General features: G+C 69.9%; 21 protein-coding genes. 13 read left to right on the top strand and 8 right to left on the bottom strand.

Features of this window, described 5'->3' with window-relative positions; translation table 11 throughout:
* Positions 1 to 92: 92 nt before the first annotated feature.
* The 4 genes from AB0D18_RS39515 to AB0D18_RS39530 all read left to right on the top strand — a co-directional run bounded on the left by AB0D18_RS39515 (position 93) and on the right by AB0D18_RS39530 (position 2,640).
* Complete coding sequence (locus AB0D18_RS39515) at positions 93 to 1,445, top strand: MFS transporter (protein WP_362430511.1); 1,353 nt, start codon at positions 93 to 95, stop codon at positions 1,443 to 1,445.
* Positions 1,446 to 1,532: 87 nt separating this feature from the next.
* Positions 1,533 to 1,649 carry an SGM_5486 family transporter-associated protein gene (locus AB0D18_RS39520; RefSeq protein ID WP_362430513.1) on the top strand — a complete coding sequence of 39 codons (117 nt, stop codon included), beginning with the start codon at positions 1,533 to 1,535 and terminating at the stop codon, positions 1,647 to 1,649.
* 158 nt (positions 1,650 to 1,807) lie between these two features.
* Complete coding sequence (locus AB0D18_RS39525; RefSeq protein WP_362430515.1) at positions 1,808 to 2,014, top strand: hypothetical protein; 207 nt, start codon at positions 1,808 to 1,810, stop codon at positions 2,012 to 2,014.
* 107 nt (positions 2,015 to 2,121) lie between these two features.
* Positions 2,122 to 2,640, top strand: coding sequence for a histidine phosphatase family protein (locus AB0D18_RS39530; RefSeq protein WP_362430517.1), 519 nt, complete (start codon positions 2,122 to 2,124; stop codon positions 2,638 to 2,640).
* 93 nt (positions 2,641 to 2,733) lie between these two features.
* Here AB0D18_RS39530 and serB read toward each other — a convergent pair whose 3' ends face one another.
* Positions 2,734 to 3,948, bottom strand: coding sequence for a phosphoserine phosphatase SerB (serB, locus tag AB0D18_RS39535; protein WP_362430519.1), 1,215 nt, complete (start codon positions 3,946 to 3,948; stop codon positions 2,734 to 2,736).
* Positions 3,949 to 4,145: 197 nt separating this feature from the next.
* Entirely contained in the window at positions 4,146 to 5,897 is a 1,752-nt protein-coding gene (locus tag AB0D18_RS39540; RefSeq protein WP_362430521.1) for a streptophobe family protein, read from the bottom strand.
* 252 nt (positions 5,898 to 6,149) lie between these two features.
* On the opposite strand from AB0D18_RS39540, the gene AB0D18_RS39545 reads away from it, so the two are divergent.
* A complete protein-coding gene (locus AB0D18_RS39545) occupies positions 6,150 to 8,774 on the top strand; it encodes an FHA domain-containing protein (protein ID WP_362430523.1) in 2,625 nt (874 codons plus the stop codon).
* Positions 8,775 to 8,872: 98 nt separating this feature from the next.
* On the opposite strand, the gene AB0D18_RS39550 is transcribed toward AB0D18_RS39545, so the two are convergent.
* Positions 8,873 to 9,571, bottom strand: coding sequence for a transglycosylase SLT domain-containing protein (locus AB0D18_RS39550; protein WP_362430525.1), 699 nt, complete (start codon positions 9,569 to 9,571; stop codon positions 8,873 to 8,875).
* Positions 9,572 to 10,060: 489 nt separating this feature from the next.
* On the opposite strand from AB0D18_RS39550, the gene AB0D18_RS39555 reads away from it, so the two are divergent.
* The 3 genes from AB0D18_RS39555 (at position 10,061) to AB0D18_RS39565 (ending at position 12,351) form a co-directional block, all read left to right on the top strand.
* Complete coding sequence (locus tag AB0D18_RS39555; protein ID WP_362430527.1) at positions 10,061 to 11,215, top strand: GAF domain-containing sensor histidine kinase; 1,155 nt, start codon at positions 10,061 to 10,063, stop codon at positions 11,213 to 11,215.
* Entirely contained in the window at positions 11,208 to 11,885 is a 678-nt protein-coding gene (locus AB0D18_RS39560; RefSeq protein WP_362430529.1) for a response regulator transcription factor, read from the top strand. Before AB0D18_RS39555 ends, AB0D18_RS39560 begins: the two co-directional genes overlap by 8 nt.
* 217 nt (positions 11,886 to 12,102) lie before the next feature.
* Positions 12,103 to 12,351 carry a chaplin gene (locus tag AB0D18_RS39565; RefSeq protein ID WP_362430531.1) on the top strand — a complete coding sequence of 83 codons (249 nt, stop codon included), beginning with the start codon at positions 12,103 to 12,105 and terminating at the stop codon, positions 12,349 to 12,351.
* A gap of 133 nt (positions 12,352 to 12,484) precedes the next feature.
* Here AB0D18_RS39565 and AB0D18_RS39570 read toward each other — a convergent pair whose 3' ends face one another.
* Positions 12,485 to 13,261 carry a hypothetical protein gene (locus AB0D18_RS39570; RefSeq protein WP_362430533.1) on the bottom strand — a complete coding sequence of 259 codons (777 nt, stop codon included), beginning with the start codon at positions 13,259 to 13,261 and terminating at the stop codon, positions 12,485 to 12,487.
* Between the two features lie 157 nt (positions 13,262 to 13,418).
* Between AB0D18_RS39570 and AB0D18_RS39575 the strand changes: the two genes are divergently transcribed.
* The 4 genes from AB0D18_RS39575 to AB0D18_RS39590 all read left to right on the top strand — a co-directional run bounded on the left by AB0D18_RS39575 (position 13,419) and on the right by AB0D18_RS39590 (position 16,683).
* Positions 13,419 to 14,210: an ABC transporter ATP-binding protein gene (locus AB0D18_RS39575; RefSeq protein WP_362430535.1), complete on the top strand. Its 792-nt coding sequence runs from the start codon at positions 13,419 to 13,421 to the stop codon at positions 14,208 to 14,210.
* Positions 14,211 to 14,278: 68 nt separating this feature from the next.
* Positions 14,279 to 14,719 carry an NfeD family protein gene (locus AB0D18_RS39580; RefSeq protein WP_362430537.1) on the top strand — a complete coding sequence of 147 codons (441 nt, stop codon included), beginning with the start codon at positions 14,279 to 14,281 and terminating at the stop codon, positions 14,717 to 14,719.
* Positions 14,720 to 14,894: 175 nt separating this feature from the next.
* Positions 14,895 to 15,833 carry an SPFH domain-containing protein gene (locus AB0D18_RS39585; RefSeq protein WP_362430539.1) on the top strand — a complete coding sequence of 313 codons (939 nt, stop codon included), beginning with the start codon at positions 14,895 to 14,897 and terminating at the stop codon, positions 15,831 to 15,833.
* Positions 15,834 to 15,906: 73 nt separating this feature from the next.
* On the top strand, positions 15,907 to 16,683 hold the full coding sequence (locus tag AB0D18_RS39590) for a sulfite exporter TauE/SafE family protein (RefSeq protein WP_362430550.1): 777 nt from the start codon (positions 15,907 to 15,909) through the stop codon (positions 16,681 to 16,683).
* Positions 16,684 to 16,799: 116 nt separating this feature from the next.
* Here the strand turns inward: AB0D18_RS39590 and AB0D18_RS39595 are convergent, their stop codons facing one another.
* From AB0D18_RS39595 to AB0D18_RS39605, 3 genes are all read right to left on the bottom strand, one after another.
* On the bottom strand, positions 16,800 to 17,306 hold the full coding sequence (locus tag AB0D18_RS39595; RefSeq protein ID WP_362430541.1) for an HNH endonuclease: 507 nt from the start codon (positions 17,304 to 17,306) through the stop codon (positions 16,800 to 16,802).
* A gap of 194 nt (positions 17,307 to 17,500) precedes the next feature.
* The gene (locus tag AB0D18_RS39600; protein ID WP_362430543.1) at positions 17,501 to 18,037 is read right to left on the bottom strand and encodes a YbhB/YbcL family Raf kinase inhibitor-like protein; all 537 of its coding nucleotides are present in this window, start codon (positions 18,035 to 18,037) and stop codon (positions 17,501 to 17,503) included.
* 65 nt (positions 18,038 to 18,102) lie between these two features.
* Positions 18,103 to 18,885 carry a sporulation protein gene (locus AB0D18_RS39605; RefSeq protein ID WP_362430545.1) on the bottom strand — a complete coding sequence of 261 codons (783 nt, stop codon included), beginning with the start codon at positions 18,883 to 18,885 and terminating at the stop codon, positions 18,103 to 18,105.
* 116 nt (positions 18,886 to 19,001) lie between these two features.
* On the opposite strand from AB0D18_RS39605, the gene AB0D18_RS39610 reads away from it, so the two are divergent.
* Entirely contained in the window at positions 19,002 to 19,646 is a 645-nt protein-coding gene (locus AB0D18_RS39610) for a DNA-3-methyladenine glycosylase (RefSeq protein WP_362430546.1), read from the top strand.
* 168 nt (positions 19,647 to 19,814) lie between these two features.
* Here the strand turns inward: AB0D18_RS39610 and AB0D18_RS39615 are convergent.
* Positions 19,815 to 20,028: hypothetical protein (locus AB0D18_RS39615; protein WP_362430548.1), on the bottom strand; the 214-nt coding region annotated here is incomplete at its 5' end.

The following is a 20,028-nucleotide window of genomic DNA, read 5'->3' on the forward strand; positions in this document are numbered from 1 at the left end:
TCGGGGTCGGTGGGCGAGGTGTCGCGAGGCGGAACATTCTGGCCCGGAACCGATTGGACAACCAATCATCCCATGATTCTATGATGGTTCACATGCCAGTCGACGAAACCCGGACCCTGAGCCCCGAGCCCAGCACCGCACAGAAGCCCCGCACCACCCCCGCGGCCGCCCCGCAGAAGAACACCCCCGGGTACTCCGGGTGGCTCGTCCGGCTCATGGTCGTCGGCCTGGTGCTCGCCGCGCTGAACCTCCGCCCCGCCATCACCAGCCTCGGCCCCCTCCTCGAAGAGGTCCGCAAGGGGCTCGGGATGAGCGGCGCCGTCGCAGGCCTCGTCACCTCCGTGCCGTCCGTCTGCTTCGCGGTCTTCGGCATCATGGCGCCGCGCCTCGCCCGCCGGTTCGGCCCGGCCGCCATCGTCTGCACGGGCATGGCCGCGATCGCCGTCGGCCTGTTCCTGCGGCCCTTCGCCGGCGGCACGGCGGGCTTCCTCGCCGCCAGCGCACTCGCCCTCGTCGGCATCGCCGTCAGCAACGTCCTGCTGCCGGCCATCGTCAAGCAGTGGTTCCCCGACCGGGTCTCCACCATGACCGGTCTCTACTCGATGGCCCTCTCCCTCGGCACCGCGCTGGCGGCGCTCTCCACCGTCCCCATGACCAAGGCGCTGGGCGGCAGTTGGCAGACCGGCCTCGCCGTCTGGGGCATCCTCGCGGTCCTCGCGCTGTGTGTCTGGCTGCCGCTGGCCGTCAGGCACGGCCGCGACCGGGTGAAGCCGGCCGCCGGCAGGAAGCCGGAGACCGGGACCCCCGACGTCGAGGCCCTGGAGTCGGCGGCGGAGACCCCGGCCCCCGCCGCGCCCGCGCTGAGCATGGTCCGCTCCCGTACGGCCTGGGCACTGGCCTGCTTCTTCGGGCTCCAGGCCACCGCCGCGTACATCACCATGGGCTGGATGCCGCAGATCTTCCGCGACGCCGGCATCTCCGCCGGTACGTCCGGCGTCCTTCTCGCGCTCACCATGGCGATGGGCATTCCGCTTGCCTTCGTCATCCCGCGCGTCGCCACCCGGCTGACCCACCAGGGCCCCGTCGTCCTCGTCCTCGGCCTGTGCGGCCTGTCCGGATACGCGGGCCTCTACCTCGCCCCGGCCGGTGGCGCCTGGGCCTGGGCGCTGCTGCTCGGCGTCTCCAACTGCGCGTTCCCGCTGGCCCTCACCATGATCGGGCTGCGCGCCAAGAGCCACCAGGGCGTCGTCAAGCTGTCCGCCTTCGCGCAGAGCATCGGCTATCTGATCTCCATCCCCGGCCCGCTCCTCATCGGTGTGCTGCACGACGCCAGCGGCGGCTGGGGCCTGCCGATCGGGCTGATGGCGGCCCTGATGGTGCCGCAGATGGCCGTCGGTTTCCTGGCCGGCCGCAACCGTACGATCGAGCGGGAACTGGCCGCCTGACCGGCGGCGACACGGCCCCGTACCCGGGCGCGGCGGAGGGGGCGACCCGGGCGTGGGGGAGGGTGCAAAGGGTGCGAGACTGGCGTTATGCCTGTACTCGACCCGAACCCCCAGAACGGTCAGAAGAAGCTCCTGATCGTGCTCGGCGCGATGCTCGCCGTCACCGTGATCATCGCCGTCATCGCGACGATCGCCTCCCCGTGAACGCCGTCGCGGGGGCGAATGGTGGGGCTGGCACCACTATCCCCTAGGGGGCTGGACTCAGGGTGAAGTGGGGAGTTCACCGGATGGGCGCGGGCGCCCGCACTCCGTAGGTTCGAGGGTGTTCCTCAGGTACACCCGTCCACTCCCCGGAGGCGGCCATGTCGGCCCCCATGCACACCGCCCGCCGTACGACCAGCACCGGCAAGCGCCTTCCGTGGTGGTCCGTCGTCCTGCCGGTCCTCGCCTTCACGGTCCTGCTGGCGCTGATGGCCGGCCCCGGCCAGGCCCATGCCGCCGGCGCGACGCAGAACGCCCCGGGCATCGCCTACCTGCTGGAGCGAGTGCTGGACGCCCTCTCCCTCTGAGCGTCGCCACCTCTCCCGCCGATCCTCCCGCCCGGCCGTTCACCCCTGGCGGGGGAGCCCGTCAACACCCCGGGCCCCGGCGCGCATTCCGTGGCAAGCTGGGGTGCATGAGCGTCGAAACACCCCGCAGGATCGTCCTTCTCCGGCACGCCAAAGCCGACTGGCCGCAGGTGTCCGACCACGACCGGCCGCTCGCCGAGCGGGGCCGCCGGGACGCCCCCACCGCAGGCCGCAAACTGGCGGACACCGGCATCACCTTCGACCTGGCCCTGTGCTCGACCGCCGCCAGGACCCGTGAGACCTGGAAACTGGCCGTGGCGGAGCTCCCGCACCGGCCGAGGACCGTCTACGAGGACCGGCTGTACGAAGCCTCGCTCGGCGAGCTCATCGCACTGCTCAACGAGACCCCCGACGAGGTGAACGACCTCCTCGTGATCGGCCACAACCCCGGCATGCACGTCCTCGCCGACGCCCTCGCAGGACAGGCCGACCCCGACGTACTGGCCCGGATGACCAAGAGCGGCTTCCCCACCGCGACGTACGCCGTCCTCGAATTCACCGGCTCCTGGAAGTCCGTGGAGCACGGAGTGGGCCGGCTGACGGACTACTGGGCCCCGCACGACTGACGGACAACCCGGACACCCTGACAGGAACGGGCCCCGGAGAGCTTCTGCTCCCCGGGGCCCGCGACGTCTATCTCCGCTCTCCGCTCTCCGCTCTCAGTGCAGGTGTACGACGTCCCCGTCCGCCGCCTCGACCTCTTCGCGCGTGATGCCCAGCAGATACAGAACGGTGTCCAGGAACGGTACGTTCACGGCGGTGTCGGCGGCCTGCCTGACCACCGGCTTGGCGTTGAACGCGACGCCCAGACCCGCCGCGTTGAGCATGTCGAGGTCGTTCGCCCCGTCGCCGATCGCCACCGTCTGGTCGAGCGGCACTCCGGCCTCGGCGGCGAACCGGCGCAGCAGCCGCGCCTTGCCCGCCCGGTCCACGATCTCGCCGACGACCCGGCCGGTCAGCTTCCCGTCGACGATCTCCAACGTGTTGGCGGACGCGAAGTCCAGCGAGAGCTCGTCCTTGAGCGCGTCCGTGACCTGGGTGAACCCTCCGGACACGACGCCCACTTGGTACCCGAGTCGCTTGAGCGTACGGACGAGGGTCCGGGCACCGGGCGTCATCCGCACCTCCGCCCGCACCTTCTCCACCACCTCCGCGTCCAGCCCCGCCAGCAACGCCACCCGTGCGTGCAGCGACTGCTCGAAGTCCAGCTCCCCGCGCATCGCCTGCTCGGTGACCGCGGCGACCTCGGCCTCGCACCCTGCGTGGGCGGCGAACAGCTCGATGACCTCGTCCTGGATGAGCGTCGAGTCGACGTCCATCACGACGAGCCGCTGGGCCCGCCGGTGCAGGCCCGCCGACACGACGGCCACGTCCACGCCGATCCCCGCCGCCTCGACGGCGAGCGCGGTCCGCAGGGGCTCCGTCTCGACGCCGGACACGGCGAACTCGACGGCGGTCACCGGGTACTTGGCAAGGCGAAAGATGCGGTCGATGTTGCCACCGGTGCCGGTGATCCTGGCCGCTATGGCCGCCGTCGACTCGGCGGTCAGCGGGTGCCCGAGCACGGTCACGTGCGAACGGCCGCTGCCGCGCGGGCGGTTGTCGCCCGTACCGGAGATGATCTCGGTCTGGAGGTTGAGGGACTCGGCCCAGCTGTGCACGGTGGCCCGCAGCTCGCCCGAGGTGCTCACGGTCGGCTCGGTGACCAGTACGCACAGGACGATGCGGCCACGCGTGACGACCTGCTCGATGTCGACGACGTCGACGGCGTAGGCGGCGAGGGTGTCGAAGAGCCCGGCGGTGATCCCGGGACGGTCCTTCCCGAAGATCTTGACGAGAAGGGTGGGGACGTCGGTATTCGGCAGTGCGCTCATGGTGCTTCCACCGTATCGGCCCCACGAACAGACGCCCCCACCCGTCCCGCCTACCGGACAGCGGGAGCGTGGGGGGCGGCCCCGCTGCCCAAGGAGGCTAGGGGCTAAGGGGCAGGCATTTAGGGGCGCGGGGAACTGCGCGACCAGCCACGACGCACCCGCACTATGCCCCCTACTTCGGCCCCGCACGACGCCCCCTACTTCCGCCCCCGCCCCGGCTCCCCAGGCGGCGGCGGAGGAGGAGGCCCCTCCTCCGGCCGATCCCCCCGCCCCGGCGACCCCGGCGCCCCAGGCGCCCCCGGCGGCCCCGGAATCCCCGTAATCGTCGGCGCCGCATGCCTCCCGTCCTTCGTCTTCCGATGCGGCACGGACCCCATCGACCCGGCCGGCGGCGGCGTCGCCGCCCCAGGCGCCCGCTCCCCTGGCCGATCCTCAGGCGGCCGCAGATAAGGATTCGCCTCCCCGACCCCACCGTCAGCCCCAGCCCCGTACGAAGGCGAAGGCGAAGGCGTATACGGCCCCGGCCCATACGCAAGATCCGGATACGTCCGATCCCCCCGCCCGGACACCCCCGCCCACGGCCGTGTCAGCGCCGCCGCCCGCGACCCCGCCACCCCCGAAGCACACGCCAGCAGCGCCCCCGCCGCACCGGCCCCCGCACCCCACACCACCCCCAGCAGCAACGCCATCGGCAGACTCCCGCGCAGCTCCAGCCCCGCCCCGAACGCGTCGAAGCCCAGCACCGAGAGCGACGCGTCCGCCGACACCCCGCTCAGCCACACCAGCAACGGCAGCCCCACCCCCGTCACCGCACCCAGCGCCACCGCGGACTGCCCTGCGTACCCCGCCACCGTGAGGTCCTCGCGCGGTGTCCGCGAGGCCGCGAGGACACCCGCGTACAGCATCATCACGGCGGTGGCGACGGCCAGCAGCCAGACCCGCCCGTCCAGTTCGGCGAGCCGTGCCAGCGTGAGCGGCCGCTCCGCACCGCCCGTGAGCAGCTCGTCGAAGGGTGTCGGGAGTACGTTCACCAACTGCCCCGTCGCATGGCCGGTCCACGGCACGAACAGCCCCACCGGTATCGCAAGCCACACCCCATTCGGTGCACCCAGGAGGGCCGCCCCGAGCACCCGCCCCGGATGCTCGTCGCCGATCGCCGCGTACAGAGCCGCCGCGACTCCCGCGAGCACCGCCACCACCCCCACCGCGACCAGTGCGGACGCCGCCGGGCGGAGCACCCGGTGCACCGCGTCCCAGCCGCGCGGCAGCGGCGTACGGCGCGAGGCGAGCAGTGCGATCAGCAGCACCCCCACCACCCACACCGCCCCGCCGAGCAGCGAGCTCCCCGCGTTGACGCCGAATCCGACCGTCGCCTTGGCGTCGACGAGATCGGAGATCCTGTCGGGAAGGAACCCACCGAGATCACCGAGGGAGTCCGGAAGCTTGTCCGCGATGCCGCCCGGAAGGTCATTTCCCGGGATTTTGTCGAGCCCGAGCTGCGCGCCGTCAATCGTGATGACGTCGTGACCCGCCCATGCGAGACCACTCAGAGTGACGAGGAACAGTGCTGCCGCCCCGCCCGCCCGGACGGCCAGTTCGGTGCCGGGAATCTCCCGCCCGGCGCTCTTCAGCGACCTCAGGAAGAAGAAGGCGAGCAGCAGGGCGCCGACCAGACCCACACCAAGTGGCGCAATGTCGACGGCGGTTCGGGCCGCGGCACCCTCGATCCCGAAGGCCGAGACGTTCCCGGTCGGGGTGACGGAGCCGCCCACCGCCAGGACGACGACGGCGGCGGTCATCGCGCGGAGCGACCCGGCCGCATCCGCGCCGAGCAGATGCAGCCCCAGCGCCGCAGTGCCCGCCATTCCCACTAAAGCCCAGCTCACGGCGGCAATTGAGGCAAGCAGAACATCGCCCCAGCGCACACCGACCCGACCGTTCGCATCCATCAGGCCACCCGATCCGTACCGGTAAGTCCCAATTGGCCAACTCACGCATGATCCGTACGCAGTCGTACGCACTCATGGTCGCTTACCACTCTCCGGTGGTGTTTCTGCCGAGTCAACGGGCGCGCGGCGGCCGCGCGCACCCCCTCTTCACATGGCCCGACTTTCGTATTCGAGCTCGGGCCTGAAATAGTTCCCCCCGATGTTCACCATCCCTAGACTCCCGGTGACGGGCGTAACTACGGGGGACAACTAGTGGGGCATGGAGTGCCGGAACTCGTACTGGAATTGAATGGAAGGACCTGGGCTCTCGATTCGTCCAGGTCGTACACCCTGGGGCGCGATCCCCAGGGCGACGTGGTGATCGACGACGCCAGGGTCTCCTGGCGGCACGCCACGATCAGTTGGGGCGGCCGTAGCTGGGTGATCGAAGACCACGGCAGCACCAATGGCACATACGTGCAGGGTCAGCGCATCCACCAGATGGAGATCGGCCCCGGCTCCGACGTACACCTGGGCAACGCGACGGACGGGCCGCAGCTGGTCCTCTCCGGGTCGGCCGGAGCCGCCGGCTCCGCCATGCCCCAGCAGGCGGCGCCCTCACAGCACCAGCCTGCGGCGCACCAGCAGTCGGCGCCCCAGCAGGGCCAGCACCAGCAGCCCAGCTGGCAGCAGGCCGGACAGGGCCAGGCGCAGCAGCCGAGCTGGCAGCAGCCCCAGCACCAACAGCCGCCCCAGCAGCACCAGCAGTCCGCGCAGGGGCAGCAGCCGCCGTACCAGCAGCAGAAGCCCGCTGCCCAGGCGCACGTGCCTCAGCAGGGCCAGGGTGCCTCGCCCGGCGGTGCCGCGGGGGCCCCGCCGGTGTACGGCGACCGCAGCCCGACCACGTTCCACCAGATGGCACTCGGCCGCGTCATGCGCATCGGCCGTGCCCTGGAGAACGAGCTGGTGGTCTCCGACCTCCAGGTCTCGCGGCTGCACGCCGAGTTCCACGCGACGCCCGACGGCCGCATGGAGATCCGCGACCTCGGCTCGCACAACGGCACGTACATCAACGGCCAGCCGATGCAGAAGTCGGGCACGGCGCTGCTCGGCCCCAACGACATCGTCGGCGTCGGCCACTCCACCTTCCGCGTCGTCGGCGACCGGCTGGAAGAGTTCGTCGACACCGGTGAGGTCTCCTTCTCCGCCCGCCACCTCACGGTGACGGTCGACGGCGGCAAGGACATCCTCAAGGACGTCTCCTTCGGCGTCCCCGAGAAGTCCCTCATCGCGGTCATCGGCCCCTCGGGCTCCGGAAAGTCGACCCTCCTCAAGGCGCTCACCGGCTACCGGCCCGCCAACAAGGGCGACGTCCTCTACGACAACCGGAACCTCTACAAGCAGTTCGCCGAGCTGCGCCAGCGCATCGGTCTGGTCCCGCAGGACGACATCCTGCACAAGGAACTGACCGTCAAGAAGGCCCTCAAGTACGCCGCCAAGCTGCGCTTCCCCGCGGACACCACGGAGAACGAGCGCAACCAGCGGATCGGCGAGGTCCTCGGCGAGCTCAAGCTGGACATCCACAAGGAGAAGAAGGTCACTTCTCTCTCCGGCGGCCAGCGCAAGCGCGTCTCGGTGGCCCTGGAGCTCCTGACCAAGCCGTCGCTGATCTTCCTCGACGAGCCGACCTCGGGCCTCGACCCGGGGATGGACCGCGACGTCATGCAGCTGCTGCGCGGCCTCGCCGACGACGGCCGCACCGTCCTGGTCGTGACCCACTCGGTCGCCGAGCTCGCCATCTGCGACAAGCTCCTCGTCATGGCGCCGGGCGGCTCCGTCGCGTACTTCGGTCCCCCCGAGGAGGCCCTGAACTTCTTCGGCTACAGCACCTGGGCCGACGTCTTCTCCGCCTTCGAGAACTACCGCGACTACGACTGGGCGGGCCGCTGGCGCGGTTCGCAGCACTACCAGATGTACGCGGCGGACATCGACGCCGTTGCCGCGCAGTCCGTACACATGCCGCCCCCGCAGCAGATGCGTCCGCCGAAGCCGCAGGGCTGGGGCGCACAGCTGATCACGCTGATCCGGCGGTACGTGTCCGTCATCGCGTCCGACAAGGGCTTCCTGGGCCTGATGGTGATACTGCCGGCCGTGCTCGGCCTGGTCAGCGTTGTGATCCCGGCGGACTTCGGCCTCGGCCCGCCCAAGAAGCCGTCCATCTACAACGGCGACGCGGGAACCATCATGCTGATCCTCGCGGTCGGCATGTGCTTCTCCGGCGCCGCGAACTCGGTCCGAGAGCTGATCAAGGAACGGGTGATCTACGAGCGCGAACGGGCCACCGGCCTCTCCCGCTCCGCCTACCTGATGTCCAAGGTCGTCGTCCTGGGCGTGATCACGGCCTTCCAGGGCGTCATCATCTGCGGCATCGGCTTCTCCACCCGGGACCTCCCGGCGGAGGGCCTGATCATGCCCCCCGCCGTCGAGATCTGTGTCTCCGTCATCGCGCTCGGCTTCACCTCGATGATGTTCGGCCTGGTCATCTCCTCGCTGGTGAAGACCTCCGAGAAGACGATGCCGCTGCTGGTCATGTTCGCCATCGTGCAGGTCGTCTTCACCGGCATCCTGTTCAAGGTGTACGGACAGGTCGGCCTGGAGCAGTTTGCCTGGCTGATGCCGTCCCGCTGGGCGATCGGCGCCGCAGGTACGACGCTGGACCTGGCGCACCTGATGCCGCCGTGGGACCGGCAGAACCCGACCGACCTGGACCCGCTGTGGGAGCACACGGCAAGCCAGTGGGGCATCAACATCGCGGTCCTGCTCGCGCTCGGCCTGGTCTGCGGCTTCGCGGTCGCCCGCCTGCTGCGCAGGCACGAGCCCGAGGTCATGCGCAAGTGACGCACTGAGACGCACTGAGACGCACGAGAGAGGGGCGGCTCCCGGATCACTCCGGGAGCCGCCCCTCTCTCGTACCTGCGGATCTCGTCCCTGCGAACTCAGTAGGCGCCGTTGACGTTGTCGATGGAGCCGTACCGGTCGGCGGCGTAGTTGGCCGCGGCGGTGATGTTGGAGACCGGGTTGTAGATGTCGTGCGGGGTGCCCGGCACGTGGTACGCGTTGAACGTCGGCTGGATGACCTGGAGGAGGCCGACCGAGGGGGTGCCGTTCTGCGCGTTGATGTCCCAGCCGTTCATGGCCCGGGGGTTGCCGGTCGACTCACGCATGATGTTGCGGTGCAGCCCGTCGTACGAGCCGGGGATGCCCTTCGCCTGCATGACGGCCAGCGCCTCGCGGATCCAACCGTCAAGGTTGTTCGCGTACACCGGCTTGCGTGCGGCGGCGCGGCTCGCGGCGGCCCGCTCGTCGGCCCGCTTCTTCGCGTCGGCCTTCGCCTTCGCCGCAGCCTTTGCCTTTGCGTCGGCCTTCACCTTGGCCTCCGCCTTCGCCTTGGCGGCCGCGGCGTCCTTGACCCGCTTGTCGGCGAAGGAGTGCTGCTCGGCGATGCTCGCCTGCACGGTGTTGCTGCCCTGCGAGGCAACCGTCGCGACCGTCGCCATGTCCTGCGTGCCCGCCTCGGCGGAACCACCGCCGGGCAGAAGGGTGAGCGCGAGGGAGGCGGCGCCGAGAGCGGCGACACCGGCGATCGAAACCCGGTGGGTCTTGGTCAGACGACTGTGGCCAGGAGCGGAGGACATGCAGACGTACCTCTCGAAGGGGACAAGGAAGCGCCGCGGACTCCGCGACGGCAGCCATTGTTAGCGGCCGCAAAATCCCCAGGCAAAGGTGTGACCTACGAAGCCAGGTAGTGGACCGGGGGTCGTCCGCCCCCGTCCCGCACCCCCACACCCCCCGCTCACACCCCCTTTACATGTCCACTACGGCCCTTCGTAAGTGACCTACGTCCTATGCCCGGCCTCACACGGCCCCCACAACAAACTCACCAACCGTAACCACCGCAAAGCAGCCAGCTACCGAATGCCGCAGCACTCGCCCCGCTCCGCCCCCGCCCGGCCCCCGCTCCGCCCCCGCCGGCCCCCACCTCGCCCCCGCTCCACCCCCACCCCTGCCCCACCTCGCTCCCGCTCACCCCCACCCCCGCCCCGAGACCTAGTCCCCAGGTCCCTCCCCACCGCCGTCCCACGCCCGATCCCGTCCCCCCCCACCCCACCGGTACGGTGACCGACATGACCCCCGGCCCCCACCCCTCCTCCGGCGGCCTGGCGGCCGTCAGCTCCGCCCTGCTGGCCATGAGCCGCCACCTCGAAGTCCGCGACGTCCTCAAAACGATCGTGGCCTCCGCCCGCGACCTCCTCGACGCCGAGTACGCCGCGCTCGGGGTCCCCGACGACCACGGCGGCTTCGCCCAGTTCGTCGTCGACGGCGTCAGCGACGACCAGTGGAAGGCCATCGGCCCGCTGCCCCGCCAGCACGGCATCCTCGCCGCGATGCTGCACGGCGCCGAGACCGAGCGCCTCGCCGACGTACGCAAGGACCCCCGCTTCGAGGGCTGGCCCGACGCCCACCCCGACATGTCCGACTTCCTCGGCCTCCCCATCCGCGACGGCGACGAAGTCATCGGCGCCCTCTTCCTCGCCAACAAGCGCTGCCCCAAGCCCACCGGCGGCTGCGGCTTCACCGCCGACGACGAGGAACTCCTCACGATCCTGGCCCAGCACGCCGCGATCGCCCTCACCAATGCCCGCCTGTACGAGCGCAGCCGCGAGCTCACCATCGCCGAGGAGCGCTCCCGGCTGGCCCACGAGCTGCACGACGCCGTCAGCCAGAAGCTCTTCTCGCTGCGCCTCACCGCCCAGGCCGCCGCCGCCCTCGTCGACCGCGACCCGGCCCGCGCCAAGGACGAACTCCACCAGGTCGCCGCCCTCGCTGCCGAAGCCGCCGACGAGCTCCGCGCCGCCGTCGTCGAACTGCGCCCCGCCGGCCTCGACGAGGACGGCCTGGTTGCCACCCTCCGTACGCAGATCCAGGTCATGGACCGCGCCCACAGCGCCCGCGTCGTCTTCGACGGCCGCGGAGTGCGCGCCCTCCCCGCGGCCCAGGAGGAAGCGATGCTCCGCGTCGCCCAGGAGGCCCTGCACAACGCGCTCCGCCACTCCGGCGCCGCCCGCGTGGACGTCGTACTCGAAAAGCGCGACGATCACGTCCGGCTCAGCGTGGCCGACGACGGCTGCGGCTTCGAGCCCGGGGGAGTACGCCGCGCGGGCCGCCACCTCGGCCTGGTGTCGATGCGGGACCGGGCGGGCGGGGTCGGCGGCAGGCTCACAGTGGATTCGGCGCCCGGAAAGGGCACCACGATCACCATGGAGGTCCCCGGTGCCTGAGGCCGGCCAAAACGCCCCGTCCCCGGGAGCGAAACCGAAGATCCGCGTCCTGCTGGTCGACGACCACCAGGTCGTACGGCGAGGACTGCGCACGTTCCTCGAGGTCCAGGACGACATAGAGGTCGTCGGCGAGGCGGGCGACGGCGCGGAAGGAGTCGCCCAGGCGGAATCCCTCCGCCCCGACGTCGTCCTGATGGACATCAAGATGCCCGGCACCGACGGCATCGAAGCCCTGCGCAAGCTCCACGAGCTCGCCAACCCGGCGAAGGTGCTGATCGTCACCAGCTTCACCGAGCAGCGCACGGTCGTCCCCGCCCTGCGGGCAGGCGCTTCTGGGTACGTGTACAAGGACGTCGACCCGGACGCCCTGGCCGGCGCCATCCGCTCGGTCCACGCCGGCCATGTGCTCCTGCAGCCCGAGGTCGCCGGCGCCCTCCTCTCCCAGGACGACCCGCTGGGCGGGCAGGGCCGCAACACCTCCCTCACCGACCGCGAGCGCGAGGTCCTCGCCCTGATCGCGGACGGCCGCTCCAACCGGGAGATCGCCCGCGCCCTCGTACTCTCCGAGAAGACCGTCAAGACCCACGTGTCGAACATCCTGATGAAACTGGATCTCGCGGACCGCACCCAGGCCGCGCTCTGGGCCGTCCGAAACGGCCTGACGGACTGAACGCCGCCTTGTACCAGCCCCGTACGAGCCCGGTACCAGCCCCGTAGGAGCCCGGGTACGCGCCCCGTACGAGGCCCATACGGACCGTCGTCCTCCGGCCTGAGATTTCATACTGTCGTGTGTAAGTAATCCGAACGGCGCAACCCGAACGGCGCCCGGCCGTTCTTCATGGCGTGCTGCGGCGGCTGGCCGTGGTCATCGCTAGGAGGAACCTGAAGTGAAGAACCTGAAGAAGGCCGCTGCCATCACCCTGGTCGCCGGTGGGCTCATCGCCGCGGGCGCCGGTGCCGCCTCCGCCACCGGTCACGGTGCCGAGGCCAACGGCAAGGCCGTCGGGTCGCCGGGCGTTGCCTCCGGCAACCTGGTCCAGGCCCCGGTGCACATCCCGGTGAACGCGGTCGGCAACGCCGTCACCGTCATCGGCGCACTGAACCCCACCTTCGGCAACACCGGCCTGAACCACTGACTCTCGCCGGCACCCCGCACCACCCGAAAGCCCCGCAGCCCCTGCTGCGGGGCTTTCCCCTTGGCAGACGGGCAAGGGGCGGCCCCCACACGGAGCCCACCCCCTCCCGACCGCCCACCTCCACCACCACCCCTCACGCCCTCTCCTCCACCACCACCCCGTACGCCGCCACCATCGCTCGCCGAGCCACTCTCTCCACCGGCCTCAACGCCTCCCCCCGCGCCCAGATCTCCGAAGCACTGACCGCACCCCCGTGCCCGTTCCCGTACGCCAGCGACACCATCAGCCCCACCCGCCGCGCCAGCTCCAGCACCCGCACCGCCCGGGGCGGGTACCCGGGAGCCAGGATGTCCCGGGAAGCCTCCGCCCGCGCCCGGTAAGCATCGAGGGCCGCCGAAGCCACCGGACCCGACCCCGCCACATCCAGCCGCGTCAGCACCGCCGTCGCGTCCCGCAGCGCCTCCGCCAGCTCCCGCTCCGCCTCCCCGAGCGACGGCACGTCCGCCGGCGGCGCGTCCCGTACCGGCGAGCACACCCACGTCACCTCCACTCGTACGTCCCCCGCGGGGCCGATCTCCTCGACCTCCGGTACGAGCCCGAGCGCCGCCCCCGTACAGACCACCGCCTCCTCGGCCTCCAGTGCCCGCGCGTTGAACTCCGGCGGCCCGCTGAGCCCCAGCGGATGACCCGGCGCAGGGAGCGCGACCCGCAGTCCGGTCGCCCCGAGCGCCCGCAGCCGTCCCAGCGCCAGCGTGAGTCCGACCGGCGTGTCCTCTCCCGGCAGACCGGTCACCCGGTGCACCGCGTCGTCCCCGACAACGGCGGCCGCAGCGTCGTCCGGCGAGACGAATCCCCCCAACAGGGCATTTCCCCAGGCCGCCAGCATTCCTGAACGTGGTTCCGTGAGCATGCGGACAGCCTAGATTCCCGCCCGCACCGGTCCCAAGAAGAGAAGCAAGAGCAGTCCCAAGGGCAAGACCGTCCGACCGGTGGCGTAGGTTTTCCTTGGGCGCTGTGCCCACAGGCACACGCGACATTTCGATACTGCATGGGGAGACAACGCGCTCATGAGCGATGTACTGGAGCTGGTGGACGTATCCGTGGTCCGCGACGGACGGGCTCTGGTGGACGACGTCTCCTGGTCGGTGAAGGAAGGCGAACGCTGGGTCATCCTCGGCCCGAACGGCGCCGGCAAGACCACGCTGCTGAACATCGCCTCCAGCTACCTCTTCCCCTCCTCCGGCTCCGCCAAGATCCTCGGCGAGACCCTCGGCAAGGTGGACGTCTTCGACCTCCGTCCACGTATCGGTGTGGCCGGCATCGCGATGGCCGAGAAGATGCCCAAGCGTCAGACCGTCCTGGAAACCGTCCTCACCGCCGCGTACGGAATGACCGCCACCTGGCACGAGGACTACGACGAGGTCGACGAGCAGCGCGCCCGCGCGTTCCTCGACCGGCTCGGCATGACGGAGTTCCTGGACCGGAAGTTCGGCACCCTCTCCGAGGGCGAGCGCAAGCGCACCCTGATCGCCCGCGCGATGATGACCGACCCCGAGCTGCTGCTCCTCGACGAGCCCGCCGCCGGTCTCGACCTCGGCGGCCGCGAGGACCTGGTCCGCCGCCTCGGCCGCCTGGCCCGCGACCCGTACGCCCCCTCGATGATCATGGTCACGCACCACGTCGAGGAGATCCCCCCGGGCTTCACGCACGTCCTGATGATCCGTCAGGGCAAGATCCTCGCCGCGGGCCCCGTGGAGACCGAGCTGACCTCGCGCAACCTCTCGCTCTGCTTCGGCCTGCCGCTCCTCGTCGAGCACCGCGGCGACCGCTACACCGCACAGGGCCTCCCGATGAACTAGTACGTACGACCCCCGGGCGATACGTACGTCCCCGTGCGCCCTGTCCGCGCCGACCACCCGCCCCTACCATGACCGTTGTGAACATGGACGCATGGCTCTGGTGGCTGATCGGCGCGGCGGTGCTGGGCATCGCACTCGTCGTCACGACGATGCCCGAACTGGGAATGCTGGCCGCCGGCGCGCTGGCGGGGGCGCTCGCCTCGTACCTGGGCGGCGGTCTCGTCACCCAGGTCCTGGTGTTCGCAGCGGTCTCGGTCATCCTGATCGTCGTCGTACGCCCCGTCGCCGCCCGGCACCGAAGTCAACGGCCCCAACTGGCCAGCGGAATCGACGCGTTGAAGGGGCGACAGGCCGTCGTCCTGGAACGGGTCGACGGCAGCGGCGCCGGCCGCATCAAACTGGCGGGCGAGATCTGGTCCGCCCGCGCCCTGGATTGTGAACAGTCCTTCGAACCGGGCCAACAGGTCGACGTGGTCGAGATCGACGGAGCCACGGCCGTCGTCATGTGAGCGTTTCCGCATGTGGCAGTACGCGCGGCCATGTGACCGAACACCCCGCACACCGCACCGGTTTCTGGCAGGCTCGATCTTCACCACGGTCTCGATCTTCACCGCAGGACCGATCATCACCGCAGGGACCGATCATCACCGCAGGACCGAGAGACACGAAGGGCACGGGGAAGCGATGTCATCGATCATCATCGTCCTGATCATTCTGGTGGTGCTGGTCTTCATCGCCCTGATCAAGACGATCCAGGTCATCCCACAGGCCAGCGCCGCGATCGTCGAACGATTCGGCCGCTACACCCGCACCCTCAACGCGGGGCTCAACATCGTCGTCCCGTTCATCGACTCGATCCGCAACCGGATCGACCTCCGCGAACAGGTCGTCCCGTTCCCGCCCCAGCCGGTGATCACCCAGGACAACCTGGTGGTCAACATCGACACCGTCATCTATTACCAGGTGACCGACGCCCGCGCCGCGACGTACGAGGTCGCCAGCTACATCCAGGCCATCGAGCAGCTCACCGTCACCACGCTGCGCAACATCATCGGCGGCATGGACCTGGAGCGGACCCTGACCTCCCGCGAGGAGATCAACGCGGCCCTGCGCGGCGTCCTCGACGAGGCCACCGGCAAGTGGGGCATCCGCGTCAACCGCGTCGAGCTCAAGGCGATCGAGCCGCCGACCTCCATCCAGGACTCGATGGAGAAGCAGATGCGCGCCGACCGCGACAAGCGCGCAGCGATCCTCCAGGCCGAGGGCACCCGGCAGTCCGCCATCCTCACCGCGGAGGGCGACAAGCAGTCCGCGATCCTGCGCGCCGAGGGCGAAGCCAAGGCGGCAGCACTGCGCGCGGAGGGCGAAGCCCAGGCCATCCGTACGGTCTTCGAGTCCATCCACGCCGGCGACGCCGACCAGAAGCTCCTCGCCTACCAGTACCTCCAGATGCTCCCGAAGATCGCCGAGGGCGACGCCAACAAGCTCTGGATCGTCCCCAGCGAAATCGGCGACGCCCTCAAGGGCCTGTCCGGCGCGATGGGCAACTTCGGCCCGATGAGCGGGGGTTCGGGCGGTTCGGGCAACAGCAAGGAACGCCGCGAACAGCCCCCCATCGACTGACCCGCCCCGCCCCTCGTGCATGATCGATGCATCCGGCAGCGATCATCACGGCAACCACGAGGGGCAGCACCGCATGACGATCTGGGAGATGCTCGCCGTCTTCGCCGCGGGAATCGGCGCGGGCACCATCAACACCATCGTCGGCTCCGGCACCCTCCTCACCTTCCCGGTACTGCTCGCGACCGGCCTGCCACCCGTCGTCGCCAACGTCTCCAACACCCTCGGCCTGGTCCCCGGCGCCATCAGCGGCGCCATCGGCTACCGCCACGAACTGCGCGGCCAGCGCCCCCGCATCCTCCGCCTCGGCCTCACCGCCCTGGTCGGCGGCCTGCTCGGCGCGATCCTGCTGCTCGCACTGCCGTCCTCCGCGTTCGACACGATCGTCCCCGTCCTGATCGGCCTCGCGCTGATCCTGGTCGTACTCCAGCCCAAGCTCTCCGCAGCGCTCAAGCGCCGCCGCGAACGCAACGGCGCCCCGGTGGCCGGCCCGCACCCGGACGGCGGCCCCGCCCTCCTGTTCGGCCTGCTCCTCGCCAGCGCGTACGGCGGCTACTTCGGCGCCGCCCAGGGAGTCCTCTACCTCTCCCTCATGGGCCTCCTGCTCAACGACTCCCTCCAGCGCATCAACGGCGTCAAGAACGTCCTCGGCGCCGTCGTCAACGGAGTCGCCGCGGTCTTCTTCCTCTTCGTCGCCGAATTCGACTGGACCGCGGTCCTCCTGATCGCCGTCGGCTCAGCCCTCGGCGGCCAGCTCGGCGCCAAGGTCGGCCGCCGCCTGCCGCCCACGGTCCTGCGCGCGGTGATCGTCGCGGTCGGCATCGTCGCGATCGCCCAACTCCTGCTCGCCTGAGCCCACCCGCCCGGGTACGCGAACTCTGGTACGCGAACCCGGGTACGCGATCCCTGGTACGCGAAGAAGCCCGCCCCCACCACGGGACGGGCCTCCTCACCACCGGTTCGTCCGGTCTACGCCGCCGCCTGGGCCAGCCACTCGGGCAGCGCGTCCCACTCCCCACCGCGCAGCGACAACAGCATCGCGTCGGCCGGAGTCGGTACGAACGGCTGGAACAGCAGCGGCATCCCCGCCTTCTCCGGCGTACGGTCCGCCTTGCGGTGATTGTCCTCGGCGCACGAAGCCACCGTGTTCAACCAGCTGTCCGCCCCACCGCGCGACCGCGGCACCACGTGGTCCACGGTCGTCGCCCGCTTCCCGCAGTACGCGCACCTGTGTTGGTCCCGTATCAGCACGCCCCGCCTCGACCACGGAGCTTGTCTTCGGAACGGCACCCGTACGTACCTGCTGAGCCGGATCACCATCGGCACCGGAAGATCGACTGCGGCGGCGCGCATGCGCAGCCCGGGATGCGACTTCTCGACCACGGCCTTGTCCGTCAGGACAAGCACCACCGCACGGTTCAGTGTCACCGTCGACAGTGGCTCGAAGCTCGCGTTCAAAACCAGCGTGTCACGCATCCCGCCCACCCTCCGTGTGCCGGCCCACCCCTTGGCGGGCTTGGATCAACTCTGGCGGGACTCGCCGCGATGGACAACGCATTAACGGCGTCCCCGAAGGGAAGCCGAGGTCCCCCCAAACAAAAACTGCCCGCTCCCGATCTCTTTCAAGACCGGGAGCGGGCAAATACCCCGTGAATCTTCTCCGACGCTGCTCAGCCCTCTGCCGGAGCTTCGAACTGAGCCACGAGCTGTGCACGCCCGAGCGTGTGGAACCGCAGGTTGAACCCGACGGCGGCGGGCGGCGTGTCCGCGTCGATGCCCAGGCTCTCGACGTCCACCGCGTACACGGTGAAGACGTACCGGTGGTTCTCGCCGGCCGGGGGAGCGGCCCCGCCGAAGTCCTTCGTCCCGTAGTCGTTACGGGCCTGGAGCGCGCCCTCGGGCAGCCCCTCGAACTTCCCGCTGCCGGCGCCCGCGGGCAGCCCGGTCACGGATACCGGAATGTCGAAGACCGTCCAGTGCCAGAATCCGCTCCCGGTCGGTGCGTCCGGGTCGAAGCACGTCACGGCGAAGCTCTTCGTCTCTGCCGGGAACCCCTCCCACCGCAGCTGCGGCGAGGTGTTCCCACCCGAGTAGACCTGCGCGTCCCGCAGCACGGCCCCTTCGGCGACGTCCTCACTCACCACGCTGAACGACGCCACCGGGGGGTGGAAGTCGTGCGGCAGCGGCGCCCTCTTGGCCTCGGTCACGTCAACACCTTCCTCACTGCTCTCTACTGCTCTCTTCATCTTCTTTACGGTCGGCCCCTCTGCCACTAGAGCCAGTTGCGCTGCCCACCGACCTGGGCCAGCCACTGGTTCAGGTACCCGGCCCAGTCGGTGTTCTGGAAGTCGTGCAGCCCCACCTGGAACGCCCGGTAGGAGTCGCTGCTCTCGCTGAACAGCCCCGGCTTCTTGTCCATCTCCAGGATCACGTCCATCTCCCGGTCGTCCGCGACGAACGTCAGCTCGACCTGGTTGAGCCCCCGGTACTGCTGCGGCGGCAGGAACTCGATCTCCTGGTAGAACGGCAGCTTCTGCCGCGTCCCCCGAATGTGCCCGCGCTCCATGTCGGCGCTCTTGAACCGGAACCCCAGCTGGATGAACGCGTCCAGAATCGCCTGCTGCGCAGGCAGCGGGTGCACATTGATCGCGTCCAGGTCCCCGGAGTCGACCGCCCGCGCGATCTCCAGCTCCGTGGTCACACCGATGTCCATCCCGCGCAGGTGCTGCCCGGCGATGTTGGTGACGGGCGTCTCCCACGGGATCTCAAGACCGAACGGCACCACGTGCACCGCCCCCGCCTTCACCTCGAAGGCCCCACCGAGCTTCAGCTTGGTGAACTCGATGTTCTGCTTGACCTCCTGCTCGCCGCCCTCGACCTCGACGCGCGCCTGAAGCCCGACCGACAGCCCCTCGATCCGCTGGTCCACGGACCCGCCCTGGATCCGCACCTCGCCCTGCACCACACCACCCGGCACGACGTTGGCCTCGGTCAGCTCCGTCTCCACGGACGCACCGCCCGCACCCAGGCTCGCCAGCAGCTTCTTGAATCCCATGGTTCTCCCCAAAGTTTCCGGTCCTGACCGGTACAAACGCTCAATGTGGGCGCCCGGTTCCGTACCCACCCGCGTACGAGGTACGCACGGACCGTGTTCCAGTACCCTCGGCAGGCATGATCGCGCAGCCCCAGGAACGTACGCCGCTCACCCACACCTTCTTCGACCGCCCCGTACTGGAGGTCGCCCCCGACCTCCTGGGCCGCACCTTGGTACGCCGCACTCCAGAGGGCCCCGTGGAGCTCCGCATCACCGAAGTCGAGGCGTACGACGGCGAGCGGGACCCGGGCTCGCACGCGTTCCGTGGCCGCACCGCCCGCAACGCCTCCATGTTCGGCCCGCCCGGACACGCATACGTCTACTTCATCTACGGCATGTGGTTCAGCCTCAACCTGGTGTGCGGCCCGGAGCACTACGCAAGCGGTGTGCTCCTGCGCGGCGGCGAGATCACCACCGGCGCCGACCTCGTCCGCAAACGGCGACTTTCAGCCCGAAACGACAACGAACTGGCCAAAGGCCCCGCCCGCCTGGCCACCGGCCTGGACATCACCCGAGCCCTCGACGGCACCGACCTCTGTACGGACCCGGACTCACCCCTCTCCGTACTGCACGGCACCCCGGTCGCACCTGACCAGCGACAGAACGGCCCGCGCACGGGGGTGGGCGGCGAAGGGGCGGACCACCCCTGGCGCTTCTGGATCGCCGGCGACCCCACGGTGAGCCCGTACCGGGCCCACAAGCCGCGCCGTCGGGCAACTTGACGCGACCCCGTCGCCCGCCTAACGTAGCCCGAGCCGCTTGAAACGGGCACTGCTGTCGGCACGGTCCATCGGACCGAACCAAGCAGCCCCCGGAGCGGCCAACCACTACTACGACTTCCCTCACGGGTACGAATTTCGGCATGCCTGAATTCATCCCCGCCGACTCGATTATGAGTCGCAAGGGAAAGCCGCTAAAGTAGTGAACACGCCGAAAGGCAAAGGCTCTTCAACGGCCACCGGAAAGAAAACCCAAACCGGAAACGGCGCGGAAATGATCTGGTAGAGTTGGAAACGCAAGAACAGAACAAAATGAAACACCGAACGAAAACGTCCGGAGGAAAGCCCGCGAGGGTGAGTACAAAGGAAGCGTCCGTTCCTTGAG

The organism is Streptomyces sp. NPDC048442, from assembly GCF_040651475.1.
Classification (GTDB): domain Bacteria; phylum Actinomycetota; class Actinomycetes; order Streptomycetales; family Streptomycetaceae; genus Streptomyces.

Excerpts from the sequence above, each read along its gene's own strand:
- AB0D18_RS39515 (WP_362430511.1), top strand. The coding sequence starts at position 93 with ATGCCAGTCGACGAAACCCGGACCCTGAGCCCCGAGCCCAGCACCGCA.
- AB0D18_RS39520 (WP_362430513.1), top strand. The coding sequence starts at position 1,533 with ATGCCTGTACTCGACCCGAACCCCCAGAACGGTCAGAAGAAGCTCCTG.
- AB0D18_RS39525 (WP_362430515.1), top strand. The coding sequence starts at position 1,808 with ATGTCGGCCCCCATGCACACCGCCCGCCGTACGACCAGCACCGGCAAG.
- AB0D18_RS39530 (WP_362430517.1), top strand. The coding sequence starts at position 2,122 with ATGAGCGTCGAAACACCCCGCAGGATCGTCCTTCTCCGGCACGCCAAA.
- serB (WP_362430519.1), bottom strand. The coding sequence starts at position 3,948 with ATGAGCGCACTGCCGAATACCGACGTCCCCACCCTTCTCGTCAAGATC.
- AB0D18_RS39540 (WP_362430521.1), bottom strand. The coding sequence starts at position 5,897 with ATGGATGCGAACGGTCGGGTCGGTGTGCGCTGGGGCGATGTTCTGCTT.
- AB0D18_RS39550 (WP_362430525.1), bottom strand. The coding sequence starts at position 9,571 with ATGTCCTCCGCTCCTGGCCACAGTCGTCTGACCAAGACCCACCGGGTT.
- AB0D18_RS39555 (WP_362430527.1), top strand. The coding sequence starts at position 10,061 with ATGACCCCCGGCCCCCACCCCTCCTCCGGCGGCCTGGCGGCCGTCAGC.
- AB0D18_RS39570 (WP_362430533.1), bottom strand. The coding sequence starts at position 13,261 with ATGCTCACGGAACCACGTTCAGGAATGCTGGCGGCCTGGGGAAATGCC.
- AB0D18_RS39575 (WP_362430535.1), top strand. The coding sequence starts at position 13,419 with ATGAGCGATGTACTGGAGCTGGTGGACGTATCCGTGGTCCGCGACGGA.
- AB0D18_RS39580 (WP_362430537.1), top strand. The coding sequence starts at position 14,279 with ATGACCGTTGTGAACATGGACGCATGGCTCTGGTGGCTGATCGGCGCG.
- AB0D18_RS39585 (WP_362430539.1), top strand. The coding sequence starts at position 14,895 with ATGTCATCGATCATCATCGTCCTGATCATTCTGGTGGTGCTGGTCTTC.
- AB0D18_RS39590 (WP_362430550.1), top strand. The coding sequence starts at position 15,907 with ATGACGATCTGGGAGATGCTCGCCGTCTTCGCCGCGGGAATCGGCGCG.
- AB0D18_RS39595 (WP_362430541.1), bottom strand. The coding sequence starts at position 17,306 with ATGCGTGACACGCTGGTTTTGAACGCGAGCTTCGAGCCACTGTCGACG.
- AB0D18_RS39605 (WP_362430545.1), bottom strand. The coding sequence starts at position 18,885 with ATGGGATTCAAGAAGCTGCTGGCGAGCCTGGGTGCGGGCGGTGCGTCC.
- AB0D18_RS39610 (WP_362430546.1), top strand. The coding sequence starts at position 19,002 with ATGATCGCGCAGCCCCAGGAACGTACGCCGCTCACCCACACCTTCTTC.